General features: G+C 59.6%; 12 protein-coding genes and 1 pseudogene. 9 read left to right on the top strand and 4 right to left on the bottom strand.

Annotation, left to right across the window (positions count from 1 at the left end; translation table 11 throughout):
- Positions 1 to 12: 12 nt before the first annotated feature.
- Positions 13 to 888 (bottom strand): CoA transferase subunit A, encoded by an 876-nt coding sequence (locus tag AC05QJ_RS17160; protein ID WP_476742486.1) that lies wholly within the window; start codon positions 886 to 888, stop codon positions 13 to 15.
- Position 889: 1 nt separating this feature from the next.
- Positions 890 to 1,786, bottom strand: a complete 897-nt coding sequence (locus tag AC05QJ_RS17155) for a VOC family protein (RefSeq protein WP_476742485.1) — start codon at positions 1,784 to 1,786, stop codon at positions 890 to 892.
- 272 nt (positions 1,787 to 2,058) lie between these two features.
- Here AC05QJ_RS17155 and AC05QJ_RS17150 point away from each other — a divergent pair, with 272 nt between their 5' ends.
- The 4 genes from AC05QJ_RS17150 (at position 2,059) to tnpC (ending at position 6,489) form a co-directional block, all read left to right on the top strand.
- Complete coding sequence (locus AC05QJ_RS17150) at positions 2,059 to 2,595, top strand: transposase (protein WP_476742484.1); 537 nt, start codon at positions 2,059 to 2,061, stop codon at positions 2,593 to 2,595.
- Between the two features lie 23 nt (positions 2,596 to 2,618).
- A complete protein-coding gene (locus AC05QJ_RS17145) occupies positions 2,619 to 2,993 on the top strand; it encodes an IS3 family transposase (protein WP_476742483.1) in 375 nt (124 codons plus the stop codon).
- A gap of 116 nt (positions 2,994 to 3,109) precedes the next feature.
- Entirely contained in the window at positions 3,110 to 6,127 is a 3,018-nt protein-coding gene (locus AC05QJ_RS17140; RefSeq protein WP_033725452.1) for a Tn3-like element ISPa42 family transposase, read from the top strand.
- The gene (gene tnpC, locus AC05QJ_RS17135) at positions 6,127 to 6,489 is read left to right on the top strand and encodes a Tn3 family transposase post-transcriptional regulator TnpC (protein WP_004374622.1); all 363 of its coding nucleotides are present in this window, start codon (positions 6,127 to 6,129) and stop codon (positions 6,487 to 6,489) included. Before AC05QJ_RS17140 ends, tnpC begins: the two co-directional genes overlap by 1 nt.
- A 29-nt stretch (positions 6,490 to 6,518) precedes the next feature.
- On the opposite strand, the gene AC05QJ_RS17130 is transcribed toward tnpC, so the two are convergent.
- Positions 6,519 to 7,373 carry a sterol desaturase family protein gene (locus AC05QJ_RS17130; protein ID WP_004374624.1) on the bottom strand — a complete coding sequence of 285 codons (855 nt, stop codon included), beginning with the start codon at positions 7,371 to 7,373 and terminating at the stop codon, positions 6,519 to 6,521.
- 73 nt (positions 7,374 to 7,446) lie between these two features.
- The gene (locus tag AC05QJ_RS17125; RefSeq protein ID WP_003117280.1) at positions 7,447 to 8,181 is read right to left on the bottom strand and encodes a helix-turn-helix domain-containing protein; all 735 of its coding nucleotides are present in this window, start codon (positions 8,179 to 8,181) and stop codon (positions 7,447 to 7,449) included.
- Positions 8,182 to 8,887: 706 nt separating this feature from the next.
- On the opposite strand from AC05QJ_RS17125, the gene AC05QJ_RS17120 reads away from it, so the two are divergent.
- From AC05QJ_RS17120 to AC05QJ_RS17100, 5 genes and pseudogenes are all read left to right on the top strand, one after another.
- Positions 8,888 to 10,150, top strand: a complete 1,263-nt coding sequence (locus tag AC05QJ_RS17120) for a TolC family protein (protein ID WP_004374627.1) — start codon at positions 8,888 to 8,890, stop codon at positions 10,148 to 10,150.
- Positions 10,147 to 11,607, top strand: a complete 1,461-nt coding sequence (locus AC05QJ_RS17115) for an efflux RND transporter periplasmic adaptor subunit (protein WP_004374629.1) — start codon at positions 10,147 to 10,149, stop codon at positions 11,605 to 11,607. Before AC05QJ_RS17120 ends, AC05QJ_RS17115 begins: the two co-directional genes overlap by 4 nt.
- Positions 11,604 to 14,753, top strand: a complete 3,150-nt coding sequence (locus tag AC05QJ_RS17110) for an efflux RND transporter permease subunit (RefSeq protein WP_004374632.1) — start codon at positions 11,604 to 11,606, stop codon at positions 14,751 to 14,753. The genes AC05QJ_RS17115 and AC05QJ_RS17110 overlap by 4 nt, the downstream gene beginning before the upstream one ends.
- 145 nt (positions 14,754 to 14,898) lie before the next feature.
- Positions 14,899 to 15,231: a DUF2790 domain-containing protein gene (locus tag AC05QJ_RS17105; protein ID WP_004574339.1), complete on the top strand. Its 333-nt coding sequence runs from the start codon at positions 14,899 to 14,901 to the stop codon at positions 15,229 to 15,231.
- A gap of 157 nt (positions 15,232 to 15,388) precedes the next feature.
- A pseudogene (locus AC05QJ_RS17100) lies at positions 15,389 to 16,714 on the top strand (OprD family porin).
- The last annotated feature ends 54 nt before the right edge of the window (positions 16,715 to 16,768 follow it).

Here is a 16,768-nt window from a genome sequence, read left to right as displayed (position 1 = left end):
TCTTCGCTCTCCTCAGAACACGGGAAGGGGCAACGCGGCCATGCGCGCAGCGCCGCCGTTTTGCGCTTGATAGGCCTGCTCGCCGGCGCTCACGTAGGTCTCGACATAGCGCTCCCAGCCGCCCTCCTCGCCGGCGCTGGCGACGTACTGCTTGAGGTGCGTCAGGTCCCAGCCGTAGTCCGACGGGCAGGACGTCGGGTGCGCGCCCAGCGGCGCGTGGACCACGCCGGTCACCAGGTAGCGTTCGAAGGTGTTGAAGCGGGCGCTGTCGGCGCTCAGTTCCAGGCGGTCCTGGATCTGTTCGCACGAAACGAAGCACTGCTGCGCGGCACGGGCAAACAGGTGATCGAAATACGGGTCCGGGCCGGTCACCAGGCAGTTGCCCAGGCGGTCGGCGACGTTGACGTGCAGGAAGGCCATGTCCAGGTTCAACGCCGGCATGGCCAGCAGTACCTCACCGTCGGCATAGGGCGAGCGGATTTCCTTGATGTCCGGATTGAGCCGCGCCACATCGGTGGCCAGGCCGCAGCGGGTCGGCAGGAACGGCAGGCGCATGCCGGCGGCGCGCAGGCCCCACTGGAACATGCCTTCGTCCAGTTCCATCAGCTCCAGTTCGCCGGCCTCGCGGGCCTTGCGGTAGTAAGGCTCCAGCGGAATCGCATCGAGGGTGGCGAAGCCGAACACCAGCTTGCGCACCTTGCCGGCGGCGCAGAGCATGCCGACTTCCGGGCCGCCGTAGGCGACCACGGTGAGGTCCTTGACCTCTGAGCGGAGGATCTCGCGGACGATTGCCATCGGCTTGCGCCGCGGGCCCCAGCCACCGAAGCCAATGGTCATGCCATCGCGCAGTTGGGCGACCGCATCGGCCGCCGTCAGTTGTTTGTTCATGTCAGGCTCCTTGCTGGCCGACCGAGAAGTCGTGGCCCCAGATGCTCACGCGGGTGAACTCGAACGCCGAATGTTCCGCCCAGTCCACTTGCAGGCCACCGAAGCCGTACTCCAGGTCAAAGCCTGACGGGGTTTTCATGTAGAAGCTGGTCATGCGGTCGTTGAGGTGCTGGCCGAGGGTGGCCGACAGTTGCACGCCCTGGGCCTGATGGCGGTCATGGGCGCGGCCGACTTCGGTCATCGAGTCCACTTCCACCATTACGTGCACGCAGCCGGACGGTACCGGGTACTCGGCCAGCGCCAGGCTGTGGTGGCGGGCATTGCCGCAGTGCAGGAAGTGGATGCGGATCGGCGGTGCCGACGGATCGGGGCGGAAGTTGAAGATGTCCGACAGGCCGAAACCGAGCACGTCCCTGGCAAAGGCCAGGGTTGCGTCGAAGTCGGGTGCGGGCAGCACGGTGTGGCCCAGGCCCATGTCACCGGTGATGAAACGCGGCACCCCCTGGGGAGAAACGAACGGCTGGCAATCGGAGCGATGGCCCCAGCTCAACTCATGGCGGTTGCCGGACGGATCCACCACTGCCACCAGCGCCTGCACGCCGCGCTGCTCGATCTCGGCGGCGCTGCCGGCCTGCCACTCCACGCCCTGCTCGTCCAGATGGGCCAGCGCGGCAGTGAAAGCCTGCTCTGACGCCAACTCCCAGCCGGAGGCGACGTAGCGCGCCTCGCTGCCTTCGACGATCAGCATGCGAAACGGCCGCTCGTCCATCTTCACATACAGCCCGCCCGCCGGTGCCGGCCCGACCTGCATGCCGAGGACATCCTCGGCGTAGCGCTGCCAATGGCTGAGGTTTTCGACCTGTGCGACGAAATAGCTCAAACCGCGAATCTCGATCATGCCCCTGTTCCTCGATGGCTGAATCCGGTATCGAGGTCATTGTGCGCAGCGGCATGGGGGGCATCATCGTCCGTTGAGACTACGCGGGTCGGGGGCAGAGAACTGTGTGTGTCCGGAGTTTGAAGGGGGTCAACAGGCGCATGCCGTGGCTTGTATGGCGCCGTTTAGATCGAGCGCCGCCCGCGCGGCGCATCGCCGGCAAGGCCGGCTCCCACATTTGTTTGAACTGCGCCCCGGATGTTGGACACCCATCCAGCACCGGGGTGTTTTAAATGATCAAGTATTCCAAGCAGTTCAAGCTGTCCGCCATCAAGGCCTTCCTCAAGCGAGGCCGGGGGTTTCGCCACGTGGCCAGCCAGTTTCAAATAGATCCCACCCTTCTGCGGCGCTGGGTCGTGGCTTACCAGCATCACGGCGTGGCCAGCCTCAAACGCTCTCATCAGCGCCACAGCGCCCAGTTCAAACTCACCGTGCTTCATCGCATGCTGAATGAACAACTGTCTCATCGTGCTGCCGCAGCGCTGTTCAATCTGGGTAATTCGAGTCAACTGGGCAGATGGCAGCAGCAGTATTACAGTGGCGAGCTTACAGCCCAGCTTTCAGCGAAGAAGAGACCGCCTCGTACCATGTCCAAGCAGCCCTCCAAGCCCGATGAAACCTCGGTAGTACCTGACGAGGAGCTCTCGGTCGCCCAACTGCTGCGCAAGATACGCAAGCTTGAAGCGGAGAACGCCTACCTAAAAAAGCTCGAGGAATTAGACGAGGCCAAACTCAGGCAGAAGAAAGCCACCACGAAAAAGCCCGGCTGATTGCCGAACTGCACTCGAGTCATTTGCTGGCCGACCTGCTAGACGCTGCAGGCTTGGCACGTGCCACCTACTACTACCAGCTCAAGACCATCGGAGCTGAGGATAAATGTGCCTCGCTGAAAGCCTCGATCCAGGACATCCAGCACCATCACCGTGGTCGCTATGGCTATCGCCGTGTCACCGCGACTCTGCGTCAGGAAGGTCAGTTGGTGAACACCAAGAAAGTACGCCGCCTGATGAACGAACTGGACCTCAAATGTACGGTGCGACCCAAGAAATACAGGTCATACCGTGGCCTGATGGACGAGGCATCACCCAATATCTTGAAACGGGAATTTACGGCTGATCAGCCCAACCAGAAGTGGGTGAGGGGTCATGCCGAGATAAAGGAAAATTAGGACATAGTGGTTCTATCCTATTGATATAAATAGAATTTCACTTGGCCTGTTTGTCCCGCCTGCCTCATGCCCGGAAGCGTCTATGCTGATCTATTTGCATGCATAGGGGCTGAGCGATGGCGGCTTTGGAGAGAACGGCATATCCACGACTAGCAACTACCCTCAGTGCGAAGGACTTACACCGCAACTATTCGCTTTCCTCAGGAGAGCTTGACTGGATTTCCAGGACAGCTCGTAGCCCAGCCCTTTCCCTTGGGCTGGCAGTCCAGCTCAAGGTATTCCAAGAGCTCCATTACTTTCCTCCCCTAGACGAGATACCTCCAGAAATCACTGACCACATCAGGAATACACTCGGTTTTGGCCCTCGTATCACTTCCCGCTATACCAACTCGCGTACTTTTTATAGGCATCAGGCGGCCATTCGTGAGTACCTCCAGATCAAGGCTTTCTATGGTAGTGAAGCGCTCACCATAGCTCTCCACCTTGCGCACGAATCTGCCGAGGTACTCGACCAGCGGGCGGATATCATCAATGTGCTGATCGGCGAGTTGCTGCAGCGCAGCTACGAACTCCCAGCCTATTCCACCCTCAATGACGCTGCTGAGGATGCCTTAGTTGCAATGCAGGAGCGGCTATTCAATCTCGTTGTGACCAGGGCGCCAATTGAGGTGGTCTACAAACTGAAAGAACTGCTCGAAACGGATTTCGGGCGACGCCAAAGTGACTTCAACGCCCTCAAGCAGGCACCCAAGAAGCCATCCCGCAAACACTTGGAAGTGCTGATAGATCACATGGCTTGGCTCGAGAGCTTTGGGAATCTAGATGCCATTTTTGATGGAATCGTCGATACCAAAATCCGCCACTTCGCTGCCCAAGCTGCGGCGTCGGACGTCGCCGAGCTTAAGGACTGTTCGCTGCCGAAGCGTTACACGCTGATGCTTGCCTTGATCTATCGGATGCGCGTGCGGACTCGGGATCACCTAGCCGAGATGTTCATCCGGCGAATCTCTACGATTCACAAACGTGCCAAGGAAGAACTAGAGCAAATCCAAGCACGGCAACGTCAGAAGCTGGAGCAGCTGGCGGCCACCCTGGACGGTGTGGTGCAGATTTTGGTTCAGGAACCGGATGACCAAGAGGCAGGTAGCCTGATTCGGGAATACCTCTCCCCCGACGGCAACCTGGAACGGTTACGCGAAACCTGTGCCGAAGTCCAGGCTACCGGCGGTAATAACTACCTGCCGTTGATCTGGAAGCATTTCAGGTCCCATCGCTCGCTGTTGTTCCGTCTCAGCCACCTTCTCCAACTGGAGCCCACGACTCAGGATCGGTCGCTGGTTCAGGCACTTCAACTGATACAGGACAGCGAGAATTTGCACCGCGAGTGGATCGACGAGCACGTCGACTTGTCGTTTGCGTCGGAGCGCTGGGTCAAGGTCGTTCGTCGTCCTGCCAGTGAGGGGCCACCGACCAACCGGCGCTATCTGGAAGTTTGCGTATTCTCCTACCTGGCCAACGAACTGCGATCCGGTGACATGTGCGTACAAGGGTCGGAATCCTTCGCCGACTATCGCAAGCAGTTGCTACCCTGGGACGAATGTCTCCAGCGACTACCAGCCTACTGCGAAAAGATGGAACTGCCTGGCACGGCGAAGGAATTTGTTACCTCCCTCAAGACCCAGTTGGAGGAAACCGCGCAGCAACTGGATGACAAATTCCCCTCTTGCCGAGGGGACGTATCGATCAACGAAGCCGGCGAACCGGTATTGCGCCGAGTGACGGCGCGCGACATCCCGCCATCGGCCATCTCGCTACAGACGGCCCTCATGCAACGCATGCCGGCCAGGCACGTACTCGACATCATGGCCAACATCGAGCACTGGATTCAGTTCACTCGACATTTCGGGCCGATGTCCGGCAACGAGCCAAAGCTCAAAGAACCTGCCGAGCGCTACCTGATGACGATCTTCGCCATGGGTTGCAACCTCGGCCCCAGCCAGGCCGCGCGGCATCTGGCCGGTAATGTCACCCCCCACATGCTTTCCTATACCAATCGCCGTCACCTCTCGCTGGAGAAACTGGACAAGGCTAACCGCGAGCTGGTGGAGCTCTACCTGCAGCTCGATCTGCCCAAACTCTGGGGCGATGGCAAGGCGGTGGCTGCGGACGGCACCCAGTTCGACTTCTATGACGACAACCTGCTGGCCGGCTACCACTTCCGCTACCGCAAGATGGGAGCCGTTGCCTATCGGCATGTGGCCAACAACTACATCGCTGTATTCCAGCACTTCATCCCCCCGGGCATCTGGGAGGCAATTTATGTAATCGAGGGGCTGCTCAAGGCCGATCTCAGCGTCGAAGCTGATACGGTGTATTCCGATACCCAGGGCCAGTCGGCCACGGTGTTCGCCTTCACTCATCTGCTTGGTATCAACCTGATGCCACGCATCCGCAATTGGCGCGACCTGGTGATGTGCCGGCCGGATCGCGGCGCTGCGTATAAGCATATCAACCGCCTGTTCACCGACACCGCCGACTGGCACCTGATTGAAACCCATTGGCAGGATTTGATGCAGGTCGCGCTATCGATCCAGGCGGGCAAAATCTCCTCGCCTATGTTGCTGCGAAAACTCGGTTCCTACAGCCGGCGTAACAAGCTCTACCACGCGGCACAGGCACTGGGCAGCGTGATCCGTACGATCTTCCTGCTCACCTGGATCGGCAGTCGCGAGTTGCGCCAGGAGGTTACCGCGAACACCAACAAGATCGAGTCCTACAACGGATTCTCCAAGTGGTTGTCCTTCGGCGGCGACGTGATCGCCGAGAACGATCCGGACGAGCAACAGAAGCGACTGCGCTACAACGACATGGTGGCCTCGTCGGTGATCCTGCAGAACACTGTGGACATGATGCGGATCCTGCAGAAATTGGCTCGCGAGGGCTGGCAGTTCTCCGATGAGGATGTGTCCTTCCTCAGCCCCTACCTGACCAGCAACGTCAAGCGTTTCGGCGAGTTCAACCTCAAGCTCAACCGGCCGCCGGAGCCCTGGATCAAAGACTCGGTGTTCCAGCAGGCAGCCGGGTCCATCCGCACTGGCAAGCTCGGTACTGCGGAAACCGAGGAGATGACCTGATGAACATTCCTCCTGCGTCATTTCGCGTCACGCCCTACGGCGAGGTAGATGCCGAGGCGCTGGAGCGTTTGCATGACGTCTACGACACCACCCAGTTGCTGTGTCTAGTCGATGGGCTGGATCTGCTGCTTAAGGATATGAACAACATCGGCGGCCTCAGGGATGGCCTCCTGCGGGTACATGCCATGGCGAAAACGGTGCTCGATGGTGCGGCACTATCGGTGTCTGTGACGGAAGGCGGCAGTATCTGGGAGGAAGCCGAGTCGCTTGATGAGGATCTGGTGGAACTGGGCAATTGGCTGGCCAGCGTCAGAGCTCAACTGAGGCCTTTGATTGAACTCATGCCGGCCGATCCTCATTAACCAACTAGTCGCCAGCAACACCGAGCAAGCTACTGGCTTCTGAACGGCTCAACAAGTTGACCCACATAGCCTGTCGGATAGTTCCGGTCACGCAGTCCTACTTCGGCGCTGCCGGGCTTGCTTGCGCTGTCATAGAAGGTTCCAAGCAACTGATCCCACACCAGCAAGAACTCACCGAAATTGACCTGAGCATCCTCGAAGTCGCGTTTGTGATGCCAGCGGTGTGTTTCTGCAACACCGATGACGCGCCGTAGCCAGCCCAACGAGTAGTCCAGATTTGAGTGTTGAAAGGCCAAATGTACCGTCAGGATGCCGAACCAGGTGGCCACGAGTGCAGAAGGAGTGCCCATCGCAAAGAGCACGAGCAGCCCAGGCCCTGCCATGATGGCGGCATGCAACGGGTGCCGGCGCTCGCCGTTCATCCAGTAGAGCCGCTCAGCGCTATGATGTGGCTCATGCAAGCGCCACAGCCATGGAACCTGATGGCTGAAGCGGTGCATGGCGTACAAGCTAAGGTCCAGCACGGCGGCGACAATGACTAGCTGAGCCCACAGCGGTAACTCTGTTGGGAAGACACGGAACTCTGCGGGCACCCAATCGCCCAGCCGGGCCAGCACGGTCGCCGTAATCTGGATCACGGACAGGTTCACGACCATATGGATGATATCAGTAAGGGTATCCTGGTGGTCCTCCAACCAGTCGTCACGGAACGGCTGCACGCGTTCCAGCAGCGCCACCAGCAGAATCCCTAGGGCGGCAATGATCGGCGTGCTGGGCCAATACGGAATACCCGTGTAGAGCAACCAGATCATCCAAGCTGCGGCCCCGCCAAAGATTGTTGGGTAGCTGAGCCAGCGGATCATGAACCTGAGTGAATTGCCCATCGTGAAGCCCTCCCTGAGATGACTCCACTTTGTGCCAATCACCTGTGATGGCGCTTGAACAGAAAAGCTGAATTCAGCCTTTCAGACTGACATGACCCAAGGCAGATGAGGGGTCGAGGCCAAACAGGTCGCGGAAGGTGCGGGAAAAGTGGGCAGCGTCAGCGAAGCCGGCAGCGTGGGCGGCCGCAGTCAGGTTGGCGCCGCTGGCGATATGCTGGAGCGCTATGACCAGGCGATTCCATTTCCGGTAGCTGCGCAGCGGCAGACCGGTCTGTTCGACGAACCAATGTGAGAATCGGGTAGGCGACAGATGAACGCGCTTGGCCAACGCCTGCCTGCCATTAATCGGCTCTTTTAACGCAGCGAGGACCGACTGCAGTCGCGGATCGGAGGCCGGCGGAGTCGTAAGGTTGAGAACAAGGCGCACCATTTCCCGAATTTGCTGGGCTGACGGATCGGAGCTGCTCAGCAATTTTCGCAGCGATGCTGTATCGCCCATCTGAATCGGAGTGATGCCCTCCCCGATGTTATCGGGAAGTGCTCGCGCCTCATCGGACAGCGCGTCGAGGTAGATCGACAACACTTCGTCAGCTTCGATCTGATGGGCCACCCCTGCCCTGATGCAGATGGCCCTTGCCGTCACCGACGAGGATGTACACTTCACAGTCAAGCTGCCGTTCAAGCTGACGGTAATTTGATGCGCCATGTGGCTATGCCAATCTTGGCTACCCGCCTGCCCCAGAAAAATGCCCAGCCCGGGTGAAATCCAGGCTCTGCCATGCCAGCCGATACCCTGCGTTGCGTTCATTCAGCGGCACCTCAGGGTTCCACATCCCGCTGCATTTTGTGCACTAATGAGCTTTATAGCTAATTATAGAGTGATTATAGAATCCTCTTTGGCCTGAACTCTATCGCTTGCTCGATTGAAATCTCACCCGCTACAAAATCAGCTCGCCCTGTGAGACTAGACACTCTATTTGATCCAAATCAACGAAGTGCTGTTATCGTCAAAAGGAGCATTCATGGCTCGGGGGCAATCTGCTATCGTCGGCCTATTGCCCCGCCTGGTGAATTGCTGTGCGTCGGATTGGATTGATCCTGCTAATGATTGCTAGCCTCGTGCTGCCGACCTTCGGCGGTGTGGCTTTCAGCATGCCGGCACAACCTTGCCCGATGCAGAGCGCCGATCATCAGGGCCATGCAATGGTCGATGCTCCGTGCTGCGAGCAAATGGACACGTCTGATGGGGTGGCCAATAAGTCCCCCTGCAAATCCGGCCAGGAATGCAAGACCGGAGGACTTCTCCAGACCACCGTGATCAAGAGCATATCCCCTCTCCCCTCACGCCCCGAGATATTGCTGACCCAGTCGGTGATTAAGCGAGAGCCCGCAGGACTCTGGCGCCCTCCTCGTTTCGTCTAATGCCGTGATCATCCCGCGCCTTACAGTCAGGCGCATCGTCGCGACCACGTTTCGTAGCTGCGACCTCGATCAATCGCATTGGAGGCGAAAGCATGTCCGCTTTCCTTTTTCCACGCCGTGGCTATCTCGGCGTGTTGGCTGCCGCATTCTGGGCAGCTCCCTGGCTTGCCGCGCAGGCACAGCCCCTAACCTTCGAACGAGCCCAAGCTCTGGCCGAACAGAGTGCCCCTGAGAACCTCGCGCGCCAGGCGCAGGTGGCATCGGCACAGCAGGCTGTAGGGCCCGCAGACGCCTTGCCCGATCCCAAGCTGATTATAGGCATCGACAACCTGCCGATCGAAGGCCCTGACCGTTACACACTTAATCGTGACTCCATGACCATGCGCCGCATTGGACTCATGCAGGAGGTACCAAACGGCGACAAGCGTCTGGCCCGTCGCCAACTGGCCGAAGCCTCCATGACGCGGGCCGAGGCCGAACAGCGTGCCATGCAGTTGGAAATCAAGCGCCAGACGGCAGTGAGCTGGCTGGATGTGTACTACGCCGAACGCAGTGTTGGCCTCTTCGATCAACTGGACCGTCAGATCGAGATGCTCCGCTCGACCGTGCAATCGCTGATTGCCGGCGGTAGTGCTCAGCCTGGCGAGCTGTTGCAGGCCGACCAGGAAGCTTTGGCGTTACAAGATCGGCGAGATGAACTGAATCGCGATGTGGCAGTAGCTCGTGCCAAGCTGCGCCGCTGGATAGGCAACGAGGCTGACCAGCCTTTGCAAGGAGGTGTTCCCAGTCTGAACCTGGTGGCACCGCACCTGCAGCAACGCATTGCCTCACACCCTGAGTTGCGCGCTGCCTCCGCCCGAGTCGGCGAGGCTAGCGCCGAGCTGAACGAGGCCATCGCCGAGAAGACCCCCGACTGGGGTGTTGAGTTTGCCTACAACAATCGCGACAACCAGTTCGGCGATATGGTGATGGTGCAATTTACCTTCGACCTGCCGTTGTTCGTAGGCACACGTCAGGGGCCCAAGATCAACGCCAGACAACAAAGCGTGTCGCAGATGGAAGCCGAGCAGGAAGCATTACTGCGCGCCCATCAGGCTGAGCTGGAAGGCGGTATTGCCGAGCTTGAGCAACTGCGCAGGACCTTGTCACGCACCGAAAAAACCTTGATCCCGCTTGCAAGCAAACGTGCCGATCTCGAACTTGCCGCTTACCAGGCCGGCAACAGCCAGCTGACATCCGTCCTCACCGCCCAGCGCGACCTGATCGAGGCTCAGCTACGGCAGATTGAACAGCAGCGCAAGCTGAGCCAGCTCTCCGCAAGCCTGTACTACGCCTATGTGGAGGGACTGAAATGAAGATATCGGCATTTGGTTTTGCGGTCGCCTTGCTGGCCGTGGGCATTGGCGCGGCGGGCGGTGGCTACTGGCTGGCCCAGCGGCAAGCCAAACACGAGATCCTGCCTAGCTCCGCACCGACGGACGAGCGCAAGGTGCTCTATTGGTACGACCCGATGCAGCCTGAGCAGCGCTTCGATAAGCCGGGCAAGTCACCTTTCATGGATATGGAACTTGTCCCTAAATACGCAGGATCCGAGCAGGATCCGTCTGTCCTGAGCATCCCCGCTCAAGCCGTGCAGAACCTCGGAATGCGAACCTCGATGGTGATCCGAGGTGTACTGCCCTCGGATATCGAGGCGGTGGGTTCCCTGGCCTATAACCAGCGAGAAGTGGCGAACCTCCAGGCCCGCGCCGGCGGATTCGTCGAGCGGGTTTACGGTCGCGCCCCGGGCGATGTGCTGCCTGCCGGAGCCCCCCTGGTCGACCTGCTGATTCCCGAATGGTCCGCCGCGCAGTTGGAGTTCCTGGCGGTACTGCGTACCGCTGACACTCGCTTGATAAGTGCGGCCCAAGAGCGCCTGCGCCTGCTTGGCATGCCTCAAACGTTGATCGAGCAGGTCCGCCGCAGCGGCAGACCACGGGCGGTGCAAACCCTCACCACACCTATCAGCGGCGAGCTCCAAGCCTTGCAGGTACGCGCCGGGATGACCGTCGAAGCCGGGCAGGATCTGGCGTTGATTAACGGGCTATCCAGTGTCTGGCTCGATGCGGCGATACCCGAGGCCATGGCCGGAAGTATCCAGGTCGGGGACGAGATCCGCGCCAACCTGACGGCCTTTCCTGATCGACCGCTGCTGGGCCGCGTCATAGCCTTGCTGCCGAGTGCCGATCCGCAAACACGCACGCTCACGGTACGCAGCGAGCTACCCAACCCTGCCGGTAAGTTGCGCCCCGGCATGTTCGCCGCCGTACGCCTGAACAGTGCCGTCGAACAATCCACGCTTCTTGTGCCGAGTGAAGCCGTGATTCGCACCGGGAAGCGTGCGTTGGTGATGCTGGTAGAAGGCGATGGGCGCTACCGCCCCCTGGAAATAACCTTGGGCCGCGAGGCTGATGGGCGTCTGGAGGTGTTGTCCGGTCTTGAGGAGGGTCAGGCGGTCGTTACCTCCGGCCAGTTCCTCATCGATTCGGAGGCCAGCCTACAGGGTGTCATGGCCAGCCATGCCGAGCAGGACAATAAGAAGGAACTACATGAGGCCCATGGTGTGATTCGTGCTCTGGACGCGGAGTCAGTCACCCTGGAGCACGGGCCCTTCGAGAGCCTGAATATGCCAGGTATGACCATGGCTTTTCCATTGGTCAGCTCAGAAGTAGCTGTGGGACTTAAGCCAGGAGATCACGTACGTATCGGCGCCCGCCAGAAAAACTCCGGCCTGATGATCGAGCAGCTCAGCAAGGAAGGAGACCAGCCATGATCGCACGCCTGATCCACTGGTCTATCGGCAATCGCTTTCTGGTGCTGCTGGCGACCCTGTTCATCACCGCCCTGGGCATCTGGTCGCTGCGCAACACGCCGTTGGATGCACTGCCGGATCTGTCCGACACCCAGGTCATCATCCGCACAAGCTTCCCCGGGCAGGCACCGCAGATTGTCGAGAACCAGGTGACCTACCCGCTGGCCACCACCATGCTCTCGGTGCCGGGGGCGAAGACAGTGCGCGGCTACTCGTTCTTCGGCGACTCCTTCGTTTATGTGCTGTTCGAGGACGATACCGACCTCTACTGGGCACGCTCGCGGGTGCTGGAGTACCTCAACCAGGCGCAGGAACGCCTGCCCGAGGGTGTTACCACCACCCTTGGGCCGGATGCCACCGGCGTGGGCTGGATCTACCAGTACGCCTTGGTCGACCGCAGCGGCCAGCATGATCTTGCCCAGCTGCGGGCACTGCAGGACTGGTTCCTTAAGTACGAACTCAAGGGCCTGCCCAACGTAGCCGAAGTGGCCACCCTCGGCGGCATGGTCAAGCAATACCAAGTGCTGCTCGATCCCCAGAAGCTGGTGGCTTATGGGGTAACTCAGCAGGAGGTCGAAGCGGCGCTGAAGAGCGCCAATCAGGAAACCGGCGGCGCCATCCTGGAGCTGGCAGAGCGCGAGTACATGGTCCGGGCTTCAGGCTATCTAGAGAGCCTGGCGGATTTCCGCAATGTGCCGCTGCGGGCTTCGGCCAGCGGAGTTCCGGTGCTGCTGGGTCAGGTGGCCACCATTCAGTTGGGGCCAGAGATGCGTCGTGGCATTGCCGAGCTGGATGGCCAGGGTGAAGTTGTAGGTGGCGTGGTCATCTTGCGCTCCGGAAAGAATGCCCGCGATACCATCGCCGCGGTGAAGACCAAGCTGGACAGCCTGAAGGGCAGCTTGCCGGCCGGCGTCGAGGTGGTCACCACCTATGACCGTTCGCAATTGATCGACCGCGCCATCGATAACCTCAGCTACAAGCTGCTGGAAGAGTTCGCGGTGGTTGCCCTGGTTTGCCTGATCTTCCTCTGGCACCTGCGCTCGTCGCTGGTCGCGATCATCACCCTGCCCCTGGGCATCCTGATGGCCTTCATCGTCATGCGCTACCAGGGCGTCAATGCCAACATCATGTCGCTCGGCGGGATCGCAATCGCCATCGGCGCCATGGTCGATGCCGCCGTGGTGATGATCGAGAACGCGCACAAGCACATCGAGGCCTGGAAGGCTCGACACCCCGGTGAACCGCTTCAGGGCGAGGCGCACTGGCGGGTGATCGGCGAAGCTGCGGCCGAGGTCGGGCCGGCGCTGTTCTTCAGCCTTTTGATCATCACCCTGTCTTTCCTCCCGGTCTTCACCCTGGAGGCCCAGGAGGGTCGCCTGTTTGGCCCGCTGGCATTCACCAAGACCTATGCCATGGCTGCCGCTGCTGGCCTCTCGATCACCTTGGTACCGGTGCTGATGGGCTATTGGATTCGTGGGCATATCCCCAGCGAACAACAGAACCCCTTGAATCGTTGGCTGATCGGTGCATACCGGCCGGTGCTGGAGTGGGTGCTGGCTTGGCCTAAGGTGACCCTAGCGCTGGCCTTGCTAGTGTTTTTGTCCAGTCTCTGGCCCCTCAGCAGACTCGGAGGAGAGTTTCTACCGCCGATGGACGAGGGCGACCTGTTGTACATGCCATCAGCCCTGCCCGGCTTGCCGGCCAGCAAGGCCACCCAGCTGCTGCAGCAAACCAACCGGATGATCCTCACGGTGCCCGAAGTGGCACGGGTATTCGGCAAGGCCGGGCGAGCAGAGACCGCCACCGATCCAGCACCGCTGGAAATGTTCGAGACCACGGTGCAGTTCAAACCACGCGATCAATGGCGCGCGGGGATGACACCCGAAAAGCTGATCGAGGAACTGGATCGCGCGGTAAAAGTTCCGGGGCTGTCCAATATCTGGGTGCCGCCCATCCGCAACCGCATCGACATGCTGGCGACGGGGATCAAGAGCCCCATTGGGGTGAAAGTGTCCGGAACCTCCTTGGTCGACATCGAGCGCATAACGCGCGATATCGAGGCCGTGGCCAAAGAGGTGCCTGGGGTGAGTTCGGCCTTGGCAGAACGCCTTACTGGCGGCCGTTACGTGGACATCCAGATCGATCGACTGGCCGCGGCGCGCTATGGCCTGAGCATCGCCGATGTGCAGGCGGTGGTATCGGGCGCCATCGGCGGCAGCAATATTGGTGAGACGGTTGAAGGACTGGCCCGCTTCCCGATCAACCTGCGCTATCCCAAGGAGTGGCGAGACAGTCCGCAGGCACTACGGCGTATGCCGATCCTCACGCAAGCCGGCCAGCAGATCACCTTGGGCACCGTCGCCCAGGTTAGTCTGACCGAAGGGCCGCCAATGCTGCGCAGCGAGAACGGGCGTCTGTCCGGTTGGGTCTATGTCGATGTCCGTGGGCGCGACCTGGCATCGACCGTGCGCGAGTTGCAGCAACGCGTAGCTGAGCAGGTACAACTCGATGCTGGCATGACCGTCTCCTACTCCGGTCAGTTCGAGTTCCTGGAGCGCGCCAATGCACGGCTGGCCTGGGTGGTACCGGCGACCTTGTTGATCATCTTCGTGCTGCTTTACCTGACCTTCAGCCGCTTCGGTGAGGCCCTACTGATCATGGCAACCCTGCCCTTCGCCCTATCGGGCGGCATCTGGCTGCTCTACTGGTTCGGCTTCAACCTGTCGGTTGCCACTGGGGTCGGCTTTATCGCCTTGGCCGGCGTCTCGGCGGAATTTGGGGTGATCATGCTGCTGTACCTGAAGAATGCCTGGCATGCACGTATGGATGCCGGGCGCAGCGGTGACCCGGCACTACTGGAGGCAATTCGTGAAGGCGCAGTGCTGCGCGTGCGGCCCAAGGTGATGACGGTGGCCGTGATCATCGCCGGCCTGTTGCCAATCCTCTGGGGCGGAGGTGCCGGATCTGAAGTGATGAAGCGCATCGCCGCGCCCATGGTCGGCGGCATGATTACCGCGCCGCTGATGTCCATGTTGGTTTTGCCGGCCGCGTACTGGCTGATGCGAAGGCAGCGTACACAGAAGGTTCGCGCACCGCAGGAGCTATAGCTTTACAAACCCGGGCAAGCCACGCGCCAAGCTGACTCGCCCGGGTAACGCGGCAGGAAGCATTACGGCGATGTAACTTTGACTTCATTTTTATGACAGGTTGAGCGGATATATTTTAATCACCACTTTGAAGGAGTGATTAAACATGAAAAGCCTCAAAGTTATTGCAGCCCTTGCCGCTATGGTTGTTTCCTCTGCCACTCTGGCAGAAGGCGGCGCTGATCGTGTTTATGGTCGGATGATTCAGGCCAATGAGCAGGCCATGCAAGAGTATGCTGCCGCTAACGGAAAGAATCCGCCTGAAGTTATTCATTACCGCTACGGCATGAAACTCGATATCGCCAGGGTCGTGGCCACTACCCCGACGGACTCTAGCTGCGGTGTGATGCCGGCCCAGATGACCTACGAGGACTCCAATGGCGATCTGAATATTCTTGAATACCGGGCAGCCGGGACAGGTTGCCGTAATCAAAACTAGATAAATGACATCGCGCTGACTGAAATGTAATTTCCAAGTCACCCTGACGTTATTTGGCATGTGGAAATATGACCAAGGCGTGCCTGGCTATGCCCGGCGCGCTTGGCACATATATGCGACCACACAATGACAACTGCCAATAACATCAGGAGCATTTATGAATAACAGAACCCTGTTAGGACTTTCTCTGCTCACTCTGAGCGTCAGTACCGGGCAAGCTGCGATGGCCGCCGGCGAGAAAGGCTAGGGATTTATCGAAGGCAGCAGCCTGACCATTCTCAATCGAAATCTCTACTTCAACCGCGATTTCCGTAAAGGCCAGTCCAGCAGCTCGGGTAATGGCTATTCGGAAGAGTGGGCGCATGGCGTGATAGGCAGATTCGAGTCTGGTTTCACCGAGGGCACCATAGGCTTTGGTGTCGATGCCTTTGCCATGCTAGGGCTCAAGCTTGACACCGGCGACGGCCGTTCTGGAGCAGGCGGCTCAGTCGACGTGATGCCTTACAACAGCCTCGGGCAGGCTGAGGACAACTACTCAAAACTGGGGGGCGCGGTGAAAACTCGGTTCATGGATACCGAGATCAAGGTAGGCGACGTCTTTCCTGTCAGCCCTGTCGTCCAATACGGTGATGCGCGGCTTTTACCGGAGAGTTTCCGAGGTATCACCGTGCTCAACAGCAGCGTGGAAGGACTGTCGCTTCAAGGCGGTCGCCTCCACTCGATGAGCCAACCCAATACCAGCAGCATGCGCGACGGCTTCGCTACCTTCTACGCAGGCGAAGTGGACTCGCCATGGATCGCCTATTTCGGTGGTGATTACACGCTTAATGACAACGTCGGCTTTAGTCTCTACACCAGCCGCCTCAAGGATGCCTGGAATCAATATTACGCGGGCACCACGCTGAGCTACCCGCTTGCGGACGATGTCGCCTTGATCGGCGGGCTGAACTACTACAAGGCGGTCGATGAAGGGAAGCAGCTCCTCGGGAGCTTCGATAACAACATCTGGAGCGGCAAGGTCGGCATCCAATTCGGCGCTCACACAGTACTGGTGGGTCTCCAGCGCAACAATGGCGATGATGACTTCGATTACTTGCGCCAATCGGACTCCATCTACCTCGACAACTCCATCCAGTACAGCGACTTCAACTCGCCGAAGGAGAAGTCATGGCAAGTGCGCTACGACCTGGATATGGAGTCTTTCGGTGTGCCTGGGTTGAGCTTCATGACTCGATATGCCCAGGGCTGGGATGCCGACTACAGCAAGGCCAACGAAGTCTATATGCGCCGTGATGACAACGGCGATCCGTTGACCAACCAGAAGCGCTGGGAGCGGGACATCGAGGCCAAGTACGTTGTGCAGACTGGATCACTGAAGGATATGTCTTTCCGTGTTCGCCAAATGACCACTCGCGCGACCGATTACGAGTCGGATCTGGATGAAGTCCGCCTGATTGTCGAGTACCCGCTGGAAGTTCTCTAACCCTGGCAAGCGGGCGGGTTGATTGCCCGCTCGCGCCTTGGTCCTGCTGTCCCC

The sequence above is a fragment of the Pseudomonas sp. TUM25319 genome (assembly GCF_056388475.1).
The sequence above is the reverse complement of the archived record's forward strand: the minus strand, read 5'-3'. Positions and strand labels throughout refer to the sequence as shown.

Bases quoted from the DNA above. Each gene is read 5' to 3' on its own strand.
- AC05QJ_RS17160 (WP_476742486.1), bottom strand. From the start codon at position 888: ATGAACAAACAACTGACGGCGGCCGATGCGGTCGCCCAACTGCGCGAT.
- AC05QJ_RS17155 (WP_476742485.1), bottom strand. From the start codon at position 1,786: ATGATCGAGATTCGCGGTTTGAGCTATTTCGTCGCACAGGTCGAAAAC.
- AC05QJ_RS17150 (WP_476742484.1), top strand. From the start codon at position 2,059: ATGATCAAGTATTCCAAGCAGTTCAAGCTGTCCGCCATCAAGGCCTTC.
- AC05QJ_RS17140 (WP_033725452.1), top strand. From the start codon at position 3,110: ATGGCGGCTTTGGAGAGAACGGCATATCCACGACTAGCAACTACCCTC.
- tnpC (WP_004374622.1), top strand. From the start codon at position 6,127: ATGAACATTCCTCCTGCGTCATTTCGCGTCACGCCCTACGGCGAGGTA.
- AC05QJ_RS17130 (WP_004374624.1), bottom strand. From the start codon at position 7,373: ATGGGCAATTCACTCAGGTTCATGATCCGCTGGCTCAGCTACCCAACA.
- AC05QJ_RS17125 (WP_003117280.1), bottom strand. From the start codon at position 8,181: ATGAACGCAACGCAGGGTATCGGCTGGCATGGCAGAGCCTGGATTTCA.
- AC05QJ_RS17120 (WP_004374627.1), top strand. From the start codon at position 8,888: ATGTCCGCTTTCCTTTTTCCACGCCGTGGCTATCTCGGCGTGTTGGCT.
- AC05QJ_RS17115 (WP_004374629.1), top strand. From the start codon at position 10,147: ATGAAGATATCGGCATTTGGTTTTGCGGTCGCCTTGCTGGCCGTGGGC.
- AC05QJ_RS17110 (WP_004374632.1), top strand. From the start codon at position 11,604: ATGATCGCACGCCTGATCCACTGGTCTATCGGCAATCGCTTTCTGGTG.
- AC05QJ_RS17105 (WP_004574339.1), top strand. From the start codon at position 14,899: ATGAAAAGCCTCAAAGTTATTGCAGCCCTTGCCGCTATGGTTGTTTCC.